Below are 14,984 nucleotides of genomic sequence, written 5' to 3' on the forward strand. Positions count from 1 at the left end.
CGTCATCACGAAGGAGTCGCTCATGTATCAGAGGGGGACCAGGCTGCTGCCCTGGTTGGTCGCTGCGTGGATGGTGATTGTCTCGGGTTGCCGGCCAGATCAACCCACCGAGCAGGTCGGTGCAGCCCGGGTAGTGGGCCGTCTCGAACAGGCCAGCCCCGCGAGCGACGTAAGGCGGGTGACGGTCGCGCTCACGGCACCGGACCTGAACGCGCCTCGCACCCTGGAGTTGACGCAGGTGGAGGGCGAGTGGAGCGGAACCCTCTCGGGGATTCCCGCGGGCGAGGGGCGCACCTTCTCCGCGGAGGGCTTCGGCTCGGACGGCTCGAAGACGTACGAGGGCCAGGTCTCGGGCGTGACCATCCTCTCCGGACAGACAGTGGAGGTCATCCTCTCCCTGCGCAGGCTGAATACAGCGCCTCGGGTAGCGAGCGTCACCGCCACGCCCTCGACCGTGAAGGTGGGCGAGACCTCCACCCTGGCGGTGACCGCCTCCGACGAGGACGGAGACGCGCTGGCGTACCAGTGGAGCGCGTCGGGCTGCTCGGGGACGTGGGGGGACGCCACCTCGGCAACCGCTCGTTTCACACCCGAGGCCCTTCCACCAGGCGGAAGCTGTGACTGCCACCTGAGCGTCGCGGTGAGTGATGAGCACGGCGGGCTGGCCCACGGCACGCAGAGCCTCTGCGTGGAGACGGAGAAGTACGCGCCCGAGGTGGTGAGTTCCTCCCAGTCCTCTTCTTTCGTGCCGCAGAGCGGCACCGTGACGCTGCGGGTGGAGGCAAGGGATCCGCAGGACAGCGCGCTCAGCTTCACGTGGGAAGCGAGCCAGGGGACACCAGGCACCCCTACGAACACCGCAACGACGAGCGAGGTTGTCTGGACGGTGCCCGAGTGCGTGTCCGGTGAGAAGCCCGTGACCCTCACGGCCACCGTGAGCAACACCTGGGGGCTGTCCACGTCCAGGGCCTTCACGATCCGAGGTGCGCCGGGCTGCCTCCCCTCCAACTCATGGAGCGCCGTGGGCGGGTTGAGCTGGACCCGTCAGCACCACACGGCAACGCTGCTGCCCTCGGGCAGGGTGCTGGTGATCGGCGGGGAGTTCATTCCCGACAACGATGTCCGGCTGACGGAGGTGTACGACCCGGCGACGAAGCTGTCCCTCCTGGGAGGTCAGCTTGTGGAGAAGCGCAAGTACCACACCGCCACGCTGCTGCCCTCGGGCAAGGTGCTGGTCGCGGGGGGTGAGACCGCGTCGGCGGAGCTGTATGACCCGGAGACGAGGACGTCGACCCCGACGGGCTCCATGGCCGAGTTCCGCGCCGCCCACACAGCGACGCTGCTGCCCTCGGGCAAGGTGCTGGTGGTGGGGGGTCGTGGTTCGCTGAACGAGAGCCTCCTCACGGCGGAGCTGTATGACCCGGCGACGGGCACGTGGAGCCCGGCGGGCTTCCTGGCCGAACCGCACAGCGGCCATACGGCGACGCTCCTGCCCTCCGGACAGGTATTGGTAGCAGGGGGCATGACGACCGCCGTGGAGCTGTACGACCCTCAGACGGGAGCGTGGACCTCCACCTCGCCCCTGGACGTCGCCCGGTTCTGGCACTCGGCGGCGCTCCTTCCCTCGGGCAAGGTGTTGGTGATGGGTGGAGAGGTCGAAGGCATGATGCTGAGCCTGGAAACGGCGCAGCTCTATGACCCCACGACGGGAACCTGGAGCGCAACAGGCTCCATGGGTTATCGGCGCTCGCGCATGATGGCCACGGTGCTGGAATCGGGCCAGGTGCTGGTGGTCGGAGGGGACGGCGGGACCATCGGCACCTGGAACGCGGAGCTGTACGACCCGGAGACGGGAACCTGGACGTCCGCGGGCCGGCTGATAACGGGGCGGTATGGAGGAGGCACGATGACGCTGCTGCCCTCGGGTACGGTGCTGGTCCTCGGGGGCAGCAGCGGCCTCTTCTATGCGGAGATGTACGACCCGGCGACGGGGACCTGGAGCGCGACCACCACCCCCGACATCGGCACCCGTTACGCCCGCGTGGCGACGCTGCTGCCCTCGGGCAAGGTGCTACTGACCGGCGGCATCTACACCACGCGGCTGTACGATCCGGCGACGAGGTCCTTTAGCTACGCGGGCGAAATGGACGCGCGCGGAGACCATACGGCCACGCTGTTGCCCTCGGGCAAGGTCCTGGTCGCGGGGGGGACTCTCGACTTCTCCCAGCCCGGGCCACGACTGTACGAGCCGGAGACGAGGACGTGGCGATTTGCGGCCCCCCTGGCCACCTCGCGCAAGGGCGGGCTCACGGCGACGTTGTTGCACTCGGGCAAGGTCCTGGTGGCAGGAGGTGAAACGGACACGGCGGAGCTGTACGACCCGGCGACGGACACGTGGACTCCGACGGGCAAGATGAACGCGTCCCGTTACAAGCACACAGCGACACTGCTGCCCTCGGGCAAGGTCCTGGTGATCGGAGGCGGCTGGTCCTCGACGGAGCTGTACGATCCGGCGACGAACACGTGGACCCCCGCCGCGCCGCTGAAAGAATATCTCTCCGGCCACACAGCGACACTGCTGCCCTCGGGCAAGGTCATGGTCAAAGGCTCGAAGACGCTAGACCTGTACGATCCGGAGACGGACACGTGGACGACAGTGTTCGAATTCTCCGAGTCCAACAACCGCGTCGGGGACTCAGTGACGCTGCTCCCCTCGGGAAAGGTGCTGATGATCGGGGGCGCACGTTCCCTTGCTGAGAGCGTGGCGCTGTACGACCCGGAGACGGGCACGTGGACGTACGCGGAGGATGCCGGCAGGCTTCGCAACGGCGTCATGGGCCATAGCGCGACCCTGCTCCCCTCCGGACAGGTGCTGCTGATGAACGGCATCGGCTCCGCGATGGCCCCGGCGATGCTCTACAATCCCTGACATCGCTTGGCCGCAACTGGCTCAAGACCCTCACCCCCCGCCCTCTCCCAGAGGGAGAGGGCGCCTGCTGGACACTCCACTAAGCGCTCAACTCCGCCGCGGTGAGGCGCCAGCCCCGACCGCCCGAGGGCGGCTCCACCCAGAGCGGCAGGGCGTTGGGGGTGCGGATATTCACCTCCAGCCCCGCCGCCTGGCGCACGGCACGCCACAGGGCACCATGCGCCACGATCAGCACCGGACCAGGATGGGCCGTCGCGCGGTTGATGGCCGTCACGGCGCGCTCGCGCAGATGGACAAAGGTCTCGGCCCCCTCGGGCGTCGAGACGCCGGCGATCCAGTCATCGAACCAGCCGGACATCACCTGCCCTTCCTTCACGCCGAAGGCACACTCCTGCAGCTCGGGATCCAGGTTCACCGGCAGGTTCAACCGCGCCGCCACGATCTCCGCCGTCACCCGCGCACGGCCAAGGGTGCTGGCATGGATGGAGCGGATGCCCTTCCCTACCAGCGCCTCCGCGGCCCGCTTCGCCTGGAGGAGGCCTACGGCGTTCAGCGGGATGTCCACCTGGCCTTGGGAGAGCATGCGAGCGTTCCAGTCCGTTTCACCGTGACGGAGGAACCAGAAGGGGATGGGGTTGAGTTCGGACATGTCGCTCAGAAGACCGCGAGGGGGTTGGCGGGAGAGCCCGTCCCACCTTCCACGTTCAGCGGGGCGATGACCAGGAAGAAGTCATGGCGTTTCCGCTCGGCGGCGGCCTTGCTCAGCGCCTCGGGGTCGGCGTTATCGATGATGTGGACGCCCAGGGCGTTGATGAGCATGACGTGCAACGGCAGCGGGGAGCCCTCCACGCCCGAGGGGAGCACATCCAGGCCTGTATCCGTGGCCACGAGGGCGACGCCGCGCTTCTTGAACCAGTCGGCGGTGGAGGCATGCAGCCCCGCGGATTGCTTCGAGACATCCCAGGGCCCCACGGCGCTGCGGCGGGCCCAACGGCCCGTGCGGACGATGACGGCGTCACCGCTCGACACACGCACCTTCGTCTTCTTCTCCCAGGCCTCCAGATCCTTCGCATGGATGGCGGTGCCTGGCTCCAGGTAGGGGACGCCCTGGAAGGCCGGCATGTCAATGAGCACGCCACGCGTGAGAATGCCGTCCTTGAGCGCGCTCACGGAGAGCGTCGAGCAACCTTTCTCGGTGACGAGCTTCTGGTCGTACCCGTTGTACATCTTGCCGTGGTCGAAGACGTGGCAGAGCGCATCCAGGTGCGTGTGCGAAAAACCATGGAACCCGATGGCCAGGGAGTCGGCGCTGTACATGGAGTCCGGAGACGCACCGGTCATGATCATGTCGTGGTCGAGCGGGTACGGGACATCCTCGGCCTTCTGGGTCTCCAGCGGATGCGCGAGGGAGACGGAGACACCTTCCCGAACAAGCCGGAGGGCTTCCTTCCTCTTGGCGGGGGTGATCAGGTTCAAGGCGCCCAGCTGATCCTGCGGGCCCCAGCGCTGCCAGTTCCGGTTCTTTTCATTCCAGGCATCGATGTCCTTCACAGTCTTGAAGGGCGTGGCGACAGCGCTGTCCTGCGCCGCGCTCGGCAAAGTCCCCAACAGGGCGCCCGTGATGATGACGGTTTTGAGCAGGTTCATGGCGCTCTCATAGCCGCAAGACCCAGAGCCGCCCATCAGAATACGCCTGGGCGGAACAGCCACGCTCAGGAGTGGACCTGAGGCAGCGCTGGGACACCCTCCCGGCCTTCGGCGATAGAGTCCAGCAACATGCTGCGCCTTTCACTGGTCCTCTCCGCCGTCATGGCCACGGCGGTTCTCGCTCAGGAGAACGTCCCCATGCCCCAGCCCCCCTCCGCAAGCCGGACTGCGCCACCCGTCATCGCCCCCATCACTCGGGACGGCGTCCGCTACGAATCGCGGTGGTCACACCGTGGCGTGCTCTTCGCGGTCGACGAGAAGTCCGGAAAGCCGCTCTGGCAGGTCGAGGTCTACGAGTACCTCGTCGACGAGCAGGTGGAGACCGACATTCAGGAGGTGTACTTCAAGTCGATGACGCTCGACGCGAAAGGAGAGGCGCTGCTCATCGAGGACGAGCGTGGCGTGCGCCACCAGGTCGACCTGAAGACGAGGAAGGCGAAGCTGTTGACCTGGCCGGTCACCGTCAACGTCGTCGAGGCGAGCCCCGACCCGGACGGGTGGAAGTACTCCGTGGAGCTGAAGATCTCCAACACGCTCACGCGTCCGCTCAAGCTCGACGGACTCAGCGTTGCCGAGAAAGGGAGGCTCTCGAACAACCTCTTTCAGGTCGAGGTCGACGGTCAGCCCATCTCCTATCGCGGAGAGATGGCCAAGCGGGCTCCGCCCGACCGATTCATCGAGCTGAAGCCCGGAGCGACCTACCGCACGGAGGTGGAGCTCTCATCGGACTACCCCGTGCCTCCCGGCAAGCACCGGCTGACGGTGAAGTTCACTCACCGCAACCACTTCTCTCCAGACGACTGCCTGCTGGAGTCGAAGCCTGTGACCGTCGAGCTCGGTGATGAGCCCATCCGTCGTCCGACGGTCAAGCCCAAGCCCAAGCCCAAGCCGTGACTACTGCGTGGGGGGCACGCGCTCCTTGCCCTGGAACTCGAGCATCCACTGAGGGTACTCGGGCGGGAGCTTCGAGACGGCGTCGAGCTTCGCGAGCTGCTCCGGCGAGAGCTTCAGCGTGGTGGCCGCGAGGTTGTCCTCGAGCTGCTGCTCCGTCTTCGCGCCGATGATGATGGTGGTGACGTGCGACTGGTGCAGCAGCCACGCGAGCGCCACGCGCGCCACGGAGACGCCGTGCTCCTTGGCCACACCGTCCATGACATCGATGATGTCGTAGGCGCGCTCCTTGTTGACGGGCGGGAAGTCGAACTCGACGCGGCGGCTGCCCTGGGGCCCCTGCTGCTCGCGGCGATACTTGCCGCTCAGGAAGCCACCGGCCAGCGGGCTCCACACCATGAGGCCCAGGTGCTGGTCCTTCATCAGGGGCACCAGCTCGCGCTCGAGGTCGCGCCCGGCGATGGTGTAGTAGGCCTGCAACGACTCGAAGCGGGCCAGGCCCTTGTGCTCGCTGATGCCCAGCGCCTTCATGAGCTGCCACGCGGCCAGGTTGGACGCGCCGAGGTAGCGCACCTTGCCCTGGCGCACGAGGTCATCGAGCGCACGCAGCGTCTCGTCCAGGGGCGTGACGGCGTCGTAGCCGTGAATCTGGTACAGGTCGATGTAATCGGTGCCCAGGCGCTTCAGGCTCGCGTGCACCGAGTCCATGATGTGGCCACGAGACAGACCCAGCTCGTTGACGCCCGGCCCCATACGCCCGCGAACCTTGGTGGCCAGCACGACGCTGGAGCGCTTCGCTCCCAGGGCCTTGCCGAGCATCTGCTCGGAGATGCCATGGGAGTAGACGTTGGCGGTGTCGAAGAAGTTGATGCCCGCGTCCAGGGATCGGCCCACGAGCTTGTCCGCCTCCGCCTGGCCCTGCGCGCCAATGGCCTTCCAGTAGCCCTCACCGCCGAAGGTCATGGCTCCGAAGCACAACTCCGAGACGAACAGGCCAGTGCGGCCGAGCTGCCGGTAATTCATGTGCGTGCCACCTCGTGTGTCCTGCTAGTGGATTGCGGGCGCGAGATGTAACGGGACGGAGTGGACGGCGCAGCACTTCCCGGTGCATGAGGGTTCCCGTGCGTTTCGTGGGCTGGGATTTGACGGATCCGTACTCGCGCGCGTGTCGGCCGGTGGACATCGCGGAGGTCGACACGCGGGGACAGGTGCGCTTCTCCGAGGCGCATTGGCCCGCTCGCCCGTCACGAGAGGGTGACTTCGACCCTGCCCACCTGGCGGCGGCGTTCCCCGTGGGAGCAGAGGACGTGCTCGTGGTGGATGGGCCGCAAGCGCTGGCCCGTCCGGGGGCGTCGGTGCGCGAGGCGGAGCGGCTGCTGCGGGCTCCGGGGCGGACACCGGATGTGCTGCCCGAACCGGGGCGTCCGTTCTCCGGCTTCGTGCGGGGGAGCGTGCTGCTGTTCGCCGGACTGAGGGCCCGGGGTGGATGGCCCCTGCTGGATGTGGACACGAGCGAGCTGGGCAAGGCACGCCTGTTCGAGGCTTTTCCCGGCGCGACGTGGCGAGCGCTGGCCGTGGAGAAGCTGGGGGCGAAGGCCTCGCGCGAGGGCCGCGAGCAACGGCGGGCAGAGCTGGAGGCGAGAGGACTGCGGTTCCCAGCGAGGGAATTGCCCACACATGATCAGCTCGATGCAGCGCTGTGCGCGTGGCTCGGGTGGCTGACACGGAGAGCGCCGGAGCAGGTGGTCGCCGTAGGTGCGCCGCTCACGGTGGATGCGCACGGGTGGCTGCGCGAGGGGCGCATCCTGGACCTGGCGCGGATGCGCTGAGCGGGAACCGTCAGTTGCCGTGCCGGGCGCGGTACTCCCGGGGCGAGCATCCGAAGCGCGCACGGAAGGCCCGGGCGAAGCGGCCGGGGTCTCCGAAGCCACATTCGAGCGCGGTCTCCAGGACGGACACGCCCTTCGCCTTGCGAAGCCGCTCGGCCGCGCGCTCCAGTCGGTAGCCGAGAAGGTACTGGTAGGGGCTCTCTCCCACGCTGGCGCGGAAGGCTCGCAGGAACGAGTAACGGCACATGCCCGCCGCGGACGCGAGATCCTCCACGCGCAGGGGGTTTGCGTATTCCAAGGCGATGCGCTCCAGGGCCCGCCGGATGCGCACGTCCTGACGCCGGTGCAGCACCTCTGGAGCACGCTCGCGCACGAGGCTGTACAACAGCGAGTCCATCAGCGCGCCCATCCCCGGGTCGCTCGCGTCGAGCCCACTCCCGACCTCCTCCATCACCACCCGAGTGAGTGCCGTGACACGCGAGTCCGCGGGCAGGACGGCCGCCACCTGGGGTGCACTCGCACGAGGCCCCAGCGCATCCGCCGCCTCCTCCAGCCAGAACGTAGGCAGCCAGAGTTGATGGAGCACCGCCGCCCGGCCCACCGGTGTGTTCTCCATATCTCCGGGCAGGACGATGCATGTGCCCGCGACGGCATCGACCACGGAGTGCCCCAGGTCGAACTGGATGTGCCCCTGCTGCACCCAGGTGATTTCGTAGGCGAGGTTGAAGTGTGTGGGGCCACGGCCCACTTCCTTGCCGGCGAAAGCCCGGCGCGCGAAGTGGATGGGGCGGTGAGCGCTCATCCCCCGAGCGTAACACCTGGAGAGGGAGGCGAGGCACAGGGTGGACCGTCACGATTCGCCGAATCGACCACCCGTTGCGCGGAGACGTCGTGCACCGCCCAATCGTATGAGCCCGGGCATGCCAATGAATCCATCTCAGGACCTGCGGGTCCCCGTACTCATCGTCGGAGGCGGTCTCGTCGGGCTGTCGACGGCGCTGTTCCTTGCTCATCAAGGCGTCCGTGCACTCGTCATCGAGAAACGCGCGGGCACCTCCATTCACCCCCGAGCCCGGGGCTTCCATGAGCGCACCGTGGAGCTGCTGCGCTCGACGTGCGCGAGCGAGGAGGTGGAACGGACCGGCGCCACTCTCTCCGGCGCCACCGGCGGCGAATTGAAGGCCGTCACGCTCGCGGGGCCGGTGCTCTCGTGGAAGACGCAGTCGTTCACCGCTCAGGAGACGGGGCTCAGCCCCTGTCCGTTCGTCTTCCTCGGCCAGGACCGGATGGAGCCCATCCTCCTGAGAGCCGCGCGTGAGCAGGGCACGGAGGTGCGCTTCCGCCATGAGTTGATGGCCTTCTCCCAGGATGCGGAGGGCGTCCTGGCCACGGTCATCGATCGGGAGACGAACGTGGCGTACTCCATTCGAGCGGAGTACCTCGTCGGCGCGGATGGGGTGCGCAGCCCGGTACGCGAGGCGCTCGGCATCGGGCAGCGCGGGCGTGGTTCCTTCGGCCACAACATCTCCACGCTCTTTGATGCGGACCTCTCGCCCGTGCAGCGGGAGGTGCCGCTCGGCTTCGCGATCCTCACCCACCCTGAAGCAGGCGGCGTCATCGTGGCCACGGACGTGAAGGACCGGTGGATCTACGCCACGCGACTCGAGGTGCCCCGCGAGAGCGCCTCGGACTTCACCGAGACGCGGTGGACGCAGCGGCTGCGCACCGCCACGGGCCTTGCCGACCTCGCGCTGAAGCTGCATGGCACCTTCGTCTGGGAAGCGGCGGAGCGGGTTGCCGAGCGCTTCGCCTCCGGCCGCGTCTTCCTCGCCGGCGATGCGGCGCACCAGATGCCTCCCATGGGTGCCTTCGGTGCCAACACCGGCATCCACGATGCGGCCAATCTGGCCTGGAAGCTGGCCGCGAGGCTGAAGGGACATGCAGGTCCCGGGCTGCTCGCGACATACGACTCGGAGCGGCAACCCGTGGCCGCGGCCACCGCGAATCAAGCGGCACTGCGCACGTTGCGATTGGGGAAGGAGGACCCGGACGACGACAGCGATCTTGTCGAGGACCGTGCGGTCACCTTCGGCTACCGCTACGGCGCGGAGACACCACTGCCGAAGACCTTCGTGCCCACGGGCGAGGTGGGAACGCGTGCACCGCACGTGTGGCTGGACCTGGAGGAAGGCCGCAAGTCGACCCTCGACCTCTTCGGCAACGGCTTCGTCCTGCTCGCGGGGAGTGAGGCCTGGAGCGCCGCGGGCCGGCGGCTCTCGGAGCGAGTGCCCCTGCGAGTCCATGCCATCGATGGCTGGCAACAGGCCTATGGGATTGAGGACCGTGGTGCATGCCTCGTGCGTCCGGATGGCATGGTCGCGGCGCGGTGGAGTGGGCCCGTTCCGGATGCGGAGCACATTCTGGCCAGCACGCTCGATGCCGTGCTGTTCCGCGAGGAAGCCCTGAGCGAATCGTGAGAACCGCGGGACGGACGTGTTCTCCTCCGCTCACGAGGCCAGGAAGTCGTAGCCCACCACACGACGAAGCTGATTGAGCGCCACGGAGGACGGCAGGGCCTGCATCAGCAGGTCCCTCCCCCACCGCGCCACCGGGTTGCGGAGGTACCGGATGGACCCTGCCCGCAGGCTCAGCTCGGCGATATGCGCCGTGCGAGGCCGGCGTTTCGACTCGTAGGTCCGCAGCGCCCGGACCCGGTCGGTGTCCTCGCGCAGCAGCTTCGCCAGCACCAGGGCATCCTCGATGGCCTGGCACGCCCCCTGCCCCATGTCGGTCACCATCGCGTGCGCCGAGTCACCGAGCAGCGTGACCGGGCCCTCGCCCCAGCTCGGCAGCGGCTCCAGGTAATGAATGTCGGTGCGAAGGATGTCGGACTCCGGCGTGGCTCGGACCAGCGACTCGACGGGCTCCATCCAGCCCCGCACATGGCTCAGCACCGCTTCCCGGTGACCGCCCTCCACGTCCTGCCCGCCCTGAGGCGCGGGCACCAGCAGGAACCAGTACATCCGCCACGTGCCCTCCGGACCCCGGCCGATGTGCGTGATGCCGAAGCGGGCTCCCGGACCGTAGAGCTCGAACTGGCTCCCCTCTGGAATCACCTCGGAGGCGACGTTCACGACCCCGCGCCAGGAGGTCCGGCCGCCGTACCGGGGCCGCACCTCCGGGAGCAATCGCTGGCGGACGACCGAGTGCAGCCCGTCCGCGCCGATGAGACAATCTCCCCTCACCTGCTGGCCATCGGCGAAGGTGACGCGTACTCCCTCCCCTTCAACGTGAAAGCCAGTACAGGCGGCGCCCAGGTGCACCACGCCCGGCCCGAGCGCCCGGAGCAGCACCTGCTGGAGCTCCGCACGGAGCAACCCCACCGTTGGCTGGCCCAGCTCCCGGCACAGCTCCTCCACGGCCATGCGGGAGAGCACCTTGCCATCCCATCGGTGCATCACCGTCTCACGCCACGAGGCCCCCACGCCGGAAACCTCCCGGGCCAGCCCCAGAGCCTCGAAGGCCCGCATCGCGTTCGGCCAGAGCGACAGCCCGGCGCCGAGTGGCCGATAGGCCTCCGCCCGCTCGTACACCGCGACTTCTAGACCCGCTTGCCGCAGAGCGATGGCAGCACACAGCCCACCAATCCCCCCGCCGATGATGACGACTCCGCGTGATTGCATGATGCCCTCTCCCATTGCATCGAGGACCGAGAAGGTGTCCTCAGCCCCTGTATCAGGGACAATCAGCCGCCACAGACCTTCTTTCTGAATTCTGAGTACTTCATTGCCTTACGTTCTTCACAAGACCGCCGAGCGAGGTCGTCCAAGGACTTCAGATCCAGACGGGGGTCATGCCCCAACTCATTATAGACGCGCACCGTAGACATGCCGCCGACGTCTTCGGGCGCGAGGTCGCAATGACCCTCCCGAACGAACGCCTCATAAACATCTCCATACAAATGCTTGCAATCGCCTTCGTCCGCAGCCTGCTTCCCCTTTGGGGAGATCTCGCGGAGGGTCTGCTTTCCGTTTTGATAGACAAGGACTTGACGCTTGCCCTCGTGGTAGCCAAGGTCAACCTCAATCGAGTCCCCATTCTGCTTCGTCGAGACCTCGCCTTTCTGCGAATCGAAGGTCTTGGATACAACGGGAGCAGCCCCCTTGCGCAGCTGTATGAAGAAATGCGAATCGTTGGTGCCAGCGCCACCGGGATTTTCACTGAGCAGCACGACTTCGTCATCCTTCACATGAAAAACCTTGACGATTTCGAGATGCGTATGCTCTCTCCGATGGATCTCCTCTCCATTCAAGAGAACCACCCGAACCACTCCAGGGCCTTCTTCTTCGTCTAGCTCCAGGTCCTTGATCCGCAGCTTCCCCAGGCGGGTGTCAGCCTCCAGGCTGAGCTCAGGTCCACTCGCAAATGCCACTGGGGACAGCAGGAGAAGGATCAAAGTCAGGCAATGCATTGCTTTCCCCACCTGTGGATCCAGGATGACGTCCAGGGGCCGCAGCCACAGTACGACGTCGCGCAGCGAGCGGACCCCATGGACTTTCAGCCGTTCGAGCTGGATTGACATGGCGGGAAGCCTACGCCAGCGTGGCCATACAGGGTAGGACGTCAGCCGGTCCGCGCCCTCAGCGGAAGAATTCCTCGGGCACGGTCTCGAAGCCACGCGCCTCGGCCTTCGTGTGCGCCCTCGCGAGCTCCGAGGGCCGCTCACCCGCGCGCAGGCGGCCGAGCAGCTCCCGAGGCTCGATGTCGACACCGATCGGGTTGACGTCGAAGACCTCCGACTTCATGAAGCGCGCCGCATCTTCCAGGCGGGCGAAGTTGTCGACCAGCAGCTCGATGTGATTGCCATCCGGATCGCGGTAGTAGAGCGACGTCGTCGGGCCATGGTTGACGCTCCAGAACGGGGTGATCCCTGCGCGGTCGAGGCGCTCGTACGTGTCGAGCAGCCCGCCGAGGTCCGCGTAGGTGAACGCGACGTGCTCCAGGCCCCGCGTCTTCGGCCCGGGCTGCTCGCTCGCCCCCGTGTTCACGATGCCGATGCGGTGGTGCTCGTCGTCGTAGGCGAGGAAGCACACCTCGCCGTTGTCGTAGGACACGGTCGCCCCGAGGACGTTGAGGTACCAGTCACGCATCTGCTGAAAACGGCCGGTCCGCAGGACGATATGGGACAGCTTCGTGGGTGAGGTCATCGCGTCTGTCTCCTGAAAAAGCAACGCTTCCGTTGCGTTCCTCAGGTAATGAGGGGCCGAGGAGATTGCAACGGTACCGTTGCGATTGTCTCAGGGGCCGCATACCTTCACGTCCATGAGGAGCAGAGACAAAAAGGAGTCCAGGCCTCCTCCGCCCAGGCCCAAACAGCTTCGCGGCGAGAACCTCACGGCGAAGGTGCTCGAGGTCGTGTTGAGCGAGCTGGACCGTGTGGGCCACGAGAAGCTCGCCTTCGAGCGGGTCGCCGCGCGAGCGGGCGTGAACAAGGTCACCCTGTACAGGCATTGGCCCACGAAGCTGGAGCTCATCCGGGCCGCGGTGCTGTTCGTCGCGGAGGAGACGCCGTCCCGGCCTGACACCGGGACGCTCCGGGGTGACCTCCTCGAGCAGTTCCGCTCGCTGCGTGCACAGGCTCGCGAGCCCTCACGCCGAGCAATCTTCCGGCTGCTGTTCAACGCGGGACCGGGCGATCCCGTCGGGGAGCTCGTGCACAAGCTCCGGGACGAGAAGGACGCCGAGGTGATGCACATCTACGAGCGCGCCAAGGAGCGTGGCGAGCTGCGGCCAGACGCCGACCCCCGGCTCATCCATGGCCTGCTCTTCGGCGCCGTGCTCAACTTCGAGCTGCTGCATTGGGGCGATTCGGATGACGCGCGCCTGGAAGCCTTGATTGATCTCGTGCTCGCTGGCGTGCTGCTTCCCGCCAAGGGATTACGCAGCTCCCGTCGCGCTCCGGACAACTGAGGCCGGACGCCGAGCGCCGTGCCTGGCTGATTCGCCGCGGTCCAGCCACCACTCGGCGATGAGCAGCGGAACCACCCAGCCCAGCCAGGTGGTCAGGCCGGCGATGGTCCAGGTGAGCATCTTCTCGCTGCCCTCGAAGGTCGTGTCCAGCTGCGGCGAAAGGACGAGGAATGCGATCACCCCCCAGAGCCGGTTGGTGATGATCGATGCGGTGAGCGCGAAGCTGCGAATCATCCACCGGCGGTGCTCAACGTACTGGCGCTGCCGCCCCATGCGGTAACCGGTGACCGTGAAGAGCAGCCAGAGCGAAGCCATCAAGACGGAACTCACCCGGGCCAACGGGCCATAGGGGCTGACCGCGCCGATGATCAGGCCAGTGATTCCGGCGGGGAGCACCCCCCCCAGGACGTACACCCGACCAATGAGCCGGTGGGCAACCGGGTAACGCTGACGGAACCAGGGCCACACCTGAGGACTGGTGGTCAGCAACGCCACCGAGCCGAAGACCACGTGCGCGACCAGGAGCGGATAATACGCCGCGAAGTTGTCTGGCGGCGGTACCCGAGACCGCTCTGGATTCAGTGACAGGTAGGGCGGCAGCGAGAACGCGATGAAAAGGATCGAGATGCTCGCTAGCGGGGCGATCCAGGGTCGTTGCCACCACCTCAGTCGTCCAGGAGGCTGCCGTGCGTCCATCGTTTCTGTCTTCGTCGTCATGAGTGGCTCCTGTCTGGCCCTGGCACCCCGGAAAAGCGCGTGGCCCTCGTTCGGCAGCAGAGCGAATCAACTCCTGTCTGCGTATAGCATACGCATTGCGTATCCCATACGCAACGTATAGAGTGTACGCCGACGTGTGATGCTGCCGCCGCACGCAGGGAACAGGAGTGAGGATGGGCAAAAAGACCGACGGCGAACTTCCGCGCAGTCTGGAGATGCTCTGGGGGCGGACCGAGCGGCGCCCGCGCGGACCCGCCCAGGGGCTCAGCTTGGAGCGTATCGTCGCAGCGGCCATTGAGCTCGCCGACGCGGAGGGCCTTCACACGCTGTCCATGGCCCGCCTCGCCGAGCGGCTGGGCTGCGGCACCATGTCCCTCTACCGGCACGTCGCGAGTAAGGACGATCTCCTGGTCTTCATGATGGATGCCGCGCCAGGCAAGCCACCCGTCATCGATGTGGCAGTCGACGGCTGGCGCGGCGGGCTGGAGCGCTGGGCCCGGGAGCTGCGCTCCATCTACTTCCAACATCCCTGGGTTTTGCAGGTCAACACCGGCCTGCCCCCGTTGGAACCAGGCCAGCTTGCCTGGCTCGACAGTGGCCTCCGCACCCTGGCCGATACCGGCCTGAGCCCGGACAAGAAGCTGGCGGTGATACTTCTGGTCCTCCACTACGTTCGCGGTGAAGCGCAACTCCATGTGGGGCTGCTACGGACGAACGAACATTCGTCCTGGAGCAGCCAGGAGACGCAGGCCTGGTATGGGCGGACGCTGGCCAGGCTGATCGACGCCGAGCGCTTTCCCGCGCTGGCCGAGCTTTCCGCCGCTGGCACCTTCGATCCAGGTGACAGCAGTGATGACGGAACCGCCGACTTCGACTTCGGGTTGGCGCGTATCCTCGACGGTGTCGGGCTGCTCGTTCGCGCCCGCTAGAGCGGAGCCCCT

14 protein-coding genes are annotated in these 14,984 nt (G+C 66.9%); 6 read left to right on the plus strand and 8 right to left on the minus strand.

Annotated features, from left to right (window positions below; all coding sequences use genetic code 11):
- Positions 1 to 22: 22 nt before the first annotated feature.
- Positions 23 to 2,929: a kelch repeat-containing protein gene (locus tag F0U60_RS45115; RefSeq protein ID WP_395809666.1), complete on the plus strand. Its 2,907-nt coding sequence runs from the start codon at positions 23 to 25 to the stop codon at positions 2,927 to 2,929.
- A 79-nt stretch (positions 2,930 to 3,008) separates the two neighbouring features.
- Here F0U60_RS45115 and F0U60_RS45120 read toward each other — a convergent pair whose 3' ends face one another.
- Positions 3,009 to 3,578 carry a histidine phosphatase family protein gene (locus F0U60_RS45120; protein WP_395809668.1) on the minus strand — a complete coding sequence of 190 codons (570 nt, stop codon included), beginning with the start codon at positions 3,576 to 3,578 and terminating at the stop codon, positions 3,009 to 3,011.
- Positions 3,579 to 3,583: 5 nt separating this feature from the next.
- Positions 3,584 to 4,576 (minus strand): cyclase family protein, encoded by a 993-nt coding sequence (locus F0U60_RS45125; protein ID WP_395809670.1) that lies wholly within the window; start codon positions 4,574 to 4,576, stop codon positions 3,584 to 3,586.
- Positions 4,577 to 4,705: 129 nt separating this feature from the next.
- On the opposite strand from F0U60_RS45125, the gene F0U60_RS45130 reads away from it, so the two are divergent.
- Entirely contained in the window at positions 4,706 to 5,530 is an 825-nt protein-coding gene (locus F0U60_RS45130; RefSeq protein ID WP_395809672.1) for a hypothetical protein, read from the plus strand.
- On the opposite strand, the gene F0U60_RS45135 is transcribed toward F0U60_RS45130, so the two are convergent.
- On the minus strand, positions 5,531 to 6,550 hold the full coding sequence (locus tag F0U60_RS45135; RefSeq protein ID WP_395809674.1) for an aldo/keto reductase: 1,020 nt from the start codon (positions 6,548 to 6,550) through the stop codon (positions 5,531 to 5,533).
- A gap of 98 nt (positions 6,551 to 6,648) precedes the next feature.
- Here F0U60_RS45135 and F0U60_RS45140 point away from each other — a divergent pair, with 98 nt between their 5' ends.
- Positions 6,649 to 7,356, plus strand: a complete 708-nt coding sequence (locus tag F0U60_RS45140) for a DUF429 domain-containing protein (protein WP_395809676.1) — start codon at positions 6,649 to 6,651, stop codon at positions 7,354 to 7,356.
- Between the two features lie 10 nt (positions 7,357 to 7,366).
- On the opposite strand, the gene F0U60_RS45145 is transcribed toward F0U60_RS45140, so the two are convergent.
- The gene (locus F0U60_RS45145) at positions 7,367 to 8,158 is read right to left on the minus strand and encodes a helix-turn-helix transcriptional regulator (RefSeq protein WP_395809678.1); all 792 of its coding nucleotides are present in this window, start codon (positions 8,156 to 8,158) and stop codon (positions 7,367 to 7,369) included.
- A 118-nt stretch (positions 8,159 to 8,276) separates the two neighbouring features.
- Here F0U60_RS45145 and F0U60_RS45150 point away from each other — a divergent pair, with 118 nt between their 5' ends.
- Positions 8,277 to 9,833 carry an FAD-dependent oxidoreductase gene (locus F0U60_RS45150; RefSeq protein ID WP_395809680.1) on the plus strand — a complete coding sequence of 519 codons (1,557 nt, stop codon included), beginning with the start codon at positions 8,277 to 8,279 and terminating at the stop codon, positions 9,831 to 9,833.
- Between the two features lie 30 nt (positions 9,834 to 9,863).
- On the opposite strand, the gene F0U60_RS45155 is transcribed toward F0U60_RS45150, so the two are convergent.
- The 3 genes from F0U60_RS45155 to F0U60_RS45165 form a co-directional block, all read right to left on the minus strand.
- Positions 9,864 to 11,039: an FAD-dependent monooxygenase gene (locus tag F0U60_RS45155; RefSeq protein WP_395809682.1), complete on the minus strand. Its 1,176-nt coding sequence runs from the start codon at positions 11,037 to 11,039 to the stop codon at positions 9,864 to 9,866.
- 62 nt (positions 11,040 to 11,101) lie between these two features.
- Positions 11,102 to 11,938 carry a hypothetical protein gene (locus tag F0U60_RS45160; RefSeq protein WP_395809684.1) on the minus strand — a complete coding sequence of 279 codons (837 nt, stop codon included), beginning with the start codon at positions 11,936 to 11,938 and terminating at the stop codon, positions 11,102 to 11,104.
- 58 nt (positions 11,939 to 11,996) lie between these two features.
- Positions 11,997 to 12,563 (minus strand): VOC family protein, encoded by a 567-nt coding sequence (locus F0U60_RS45165; protein WP_395809686.1) that lies wholly within the window; start codon positions 12,561 to 12,563, stop codon positions 11,997 to 11,999.
- 115 nt (positions 12,564 to 12,678) lie between these two features.
- On the opposite strand from F0U60_RS45165, the gene F0U60_RS45170 reads away from it, so the two are divergent.
- Complete coding sequence (locus F0U60_RS45170; protein WP_395809688.1) at positions 12,679 to 13,326, plus strand: TetR/AcrR family transcriptional regulator; 648 nt, start codon at positions 12,679 to 12,681, stop codon at positions 13,324 to 13,326.
- On the opposite strand, the gene F0U60_RS45175 is transcribed toward F0U60_RS45170, so the two are convergent.
- On the minus strand, positions 13,294 to 14,043 hold the full coding sequence (locus F0U60_RS45175) for a DUF2306 domain-containing protein (RefSeq protein ID WP_395809691.1): 750 nt from the start codon (positions 14,041 to 14,043) through the stop codon (positions 13,294 to 13,296). The genes F0U60_RS45170 and F0U60_RS45175 overlap by 33 nt on opposite strands.
- 173 nt (positions 14,044 to 14,216) lie before the next feature.
- On the opposite strand from F0U60_RS45175, the gene F0U60_RS45180 reads away from it, so the two are divergent.
- Positions 14,217 to 14,972, plus strand: a complete 756-nt coding sequence (locus F0U60_RS45180; RefSeq protein WP_395809693.1) for a TetR/AcrR family transcriptional regulator — start codon at positions 14,217 to 14,219, stop codon at positions 14,970 to 14,972.
- Positions 14,973 to 14,984 lie beyond the last annotated feature (12 nt).

Origin of the sequence: Archangium minus, from assembly GCF_044360475.1 — a bacterium.
GTDB classification, from domain to species: Bacteria; Myxococcota; Myxococcia; order Myxococcales; family Myxococcaceae; genus Archangium; species Archangium minus.

Coding starts and splice junctions, on each gene's coding strand:
- F0U60_RS45170 (WP_395809688.1), top strand. CDS start 12,679: ATGAGGAGCAGAGACAAAAAGGAGTCCAGGCCTCCTCCGCCCAGGCCC.
- F0U60_RS45175 (WP_395809691.1), bottom strand. CDS start 14,043: ATGACGACGAAGACAGAAACGATGGACGCACGGCAGCCTCCTGGACGA.
- F0U60_RS45120 (WP_395809668.1), bottom strand. CDS start 3,578: ATGTCCGAACTCAACCCCATCCCCTTCTGGTTCCTCCGTCACGGTGAA.
- F0U60_RS45150 (WP_395809680.1), top strand. CDS start 8,277: ATGCCAATGAATCCATCTCAGGACCTGCGGGTCCCCGTACTCATCGTC.
- F0U60_RS45180 (WP_395809693.1), top strand. CDS start 14,217: ATGGGCAAAAAGACCGACGGCGAACTTCCGCGCAGTCTGGAGATGCTC.
- F0U60_RS45115 (WP_395809666.1), top strand. CDS start 23: ATGTATCAGAGGGGGACCAGGCTGCTGCCCTGGTTGGTCGCTGCGTGG.
- F0U60_RS45130 (WP_395809672.1), top strand. CDS start 4,706: ATGCTGCGCCTTTCACTGGTCCTCTCCGCCGTCATGGCCACGGCGGTT.
- F0U60_RS45155 (WP_395809682.1), bottom strand. CDS start 11,039: ATGCAATCACGCGGAGTCGTCATCATCGGCGGGGGGATTGGTGGGCTG.
- F0U60_RS45165 (WP_395809686.1), bottom strand. CDS start 12,563: ATGACCTCACCCACGAAGCTGTCCCATATCGTCCTGCGGACCGGCCGT.
- F0U60_RS45135 (WP_395809674.1), bottom strand. CDS start 6,550: ATGAATTACCGGCAGCTCGGCCGCACTGGCCTGTTCGTCTCGGAGTTG.
- F0U60_RS45125 (WP_395809670.1), bottom strand. CDS start 4,576: ATGAACCTGCTCAAAACCGTCATCATCACGGGCGCCCTGTTGGGGACT.
- F0U60_RS45145 (WP_395809678.1), bottom strand. CDS start 8,158: ATGAGCGCTCACCGCCCCATCCACTTCGCGCGCCGGGCTTTCGCCGGC.
- F0U60_RS45160 (WP_395809684.1), bottom strand. CDS start 11,938: ATGTCAATCCAGCTCGAACGGCTGAAAGTCCATGGGGTCCGCTCGCTG.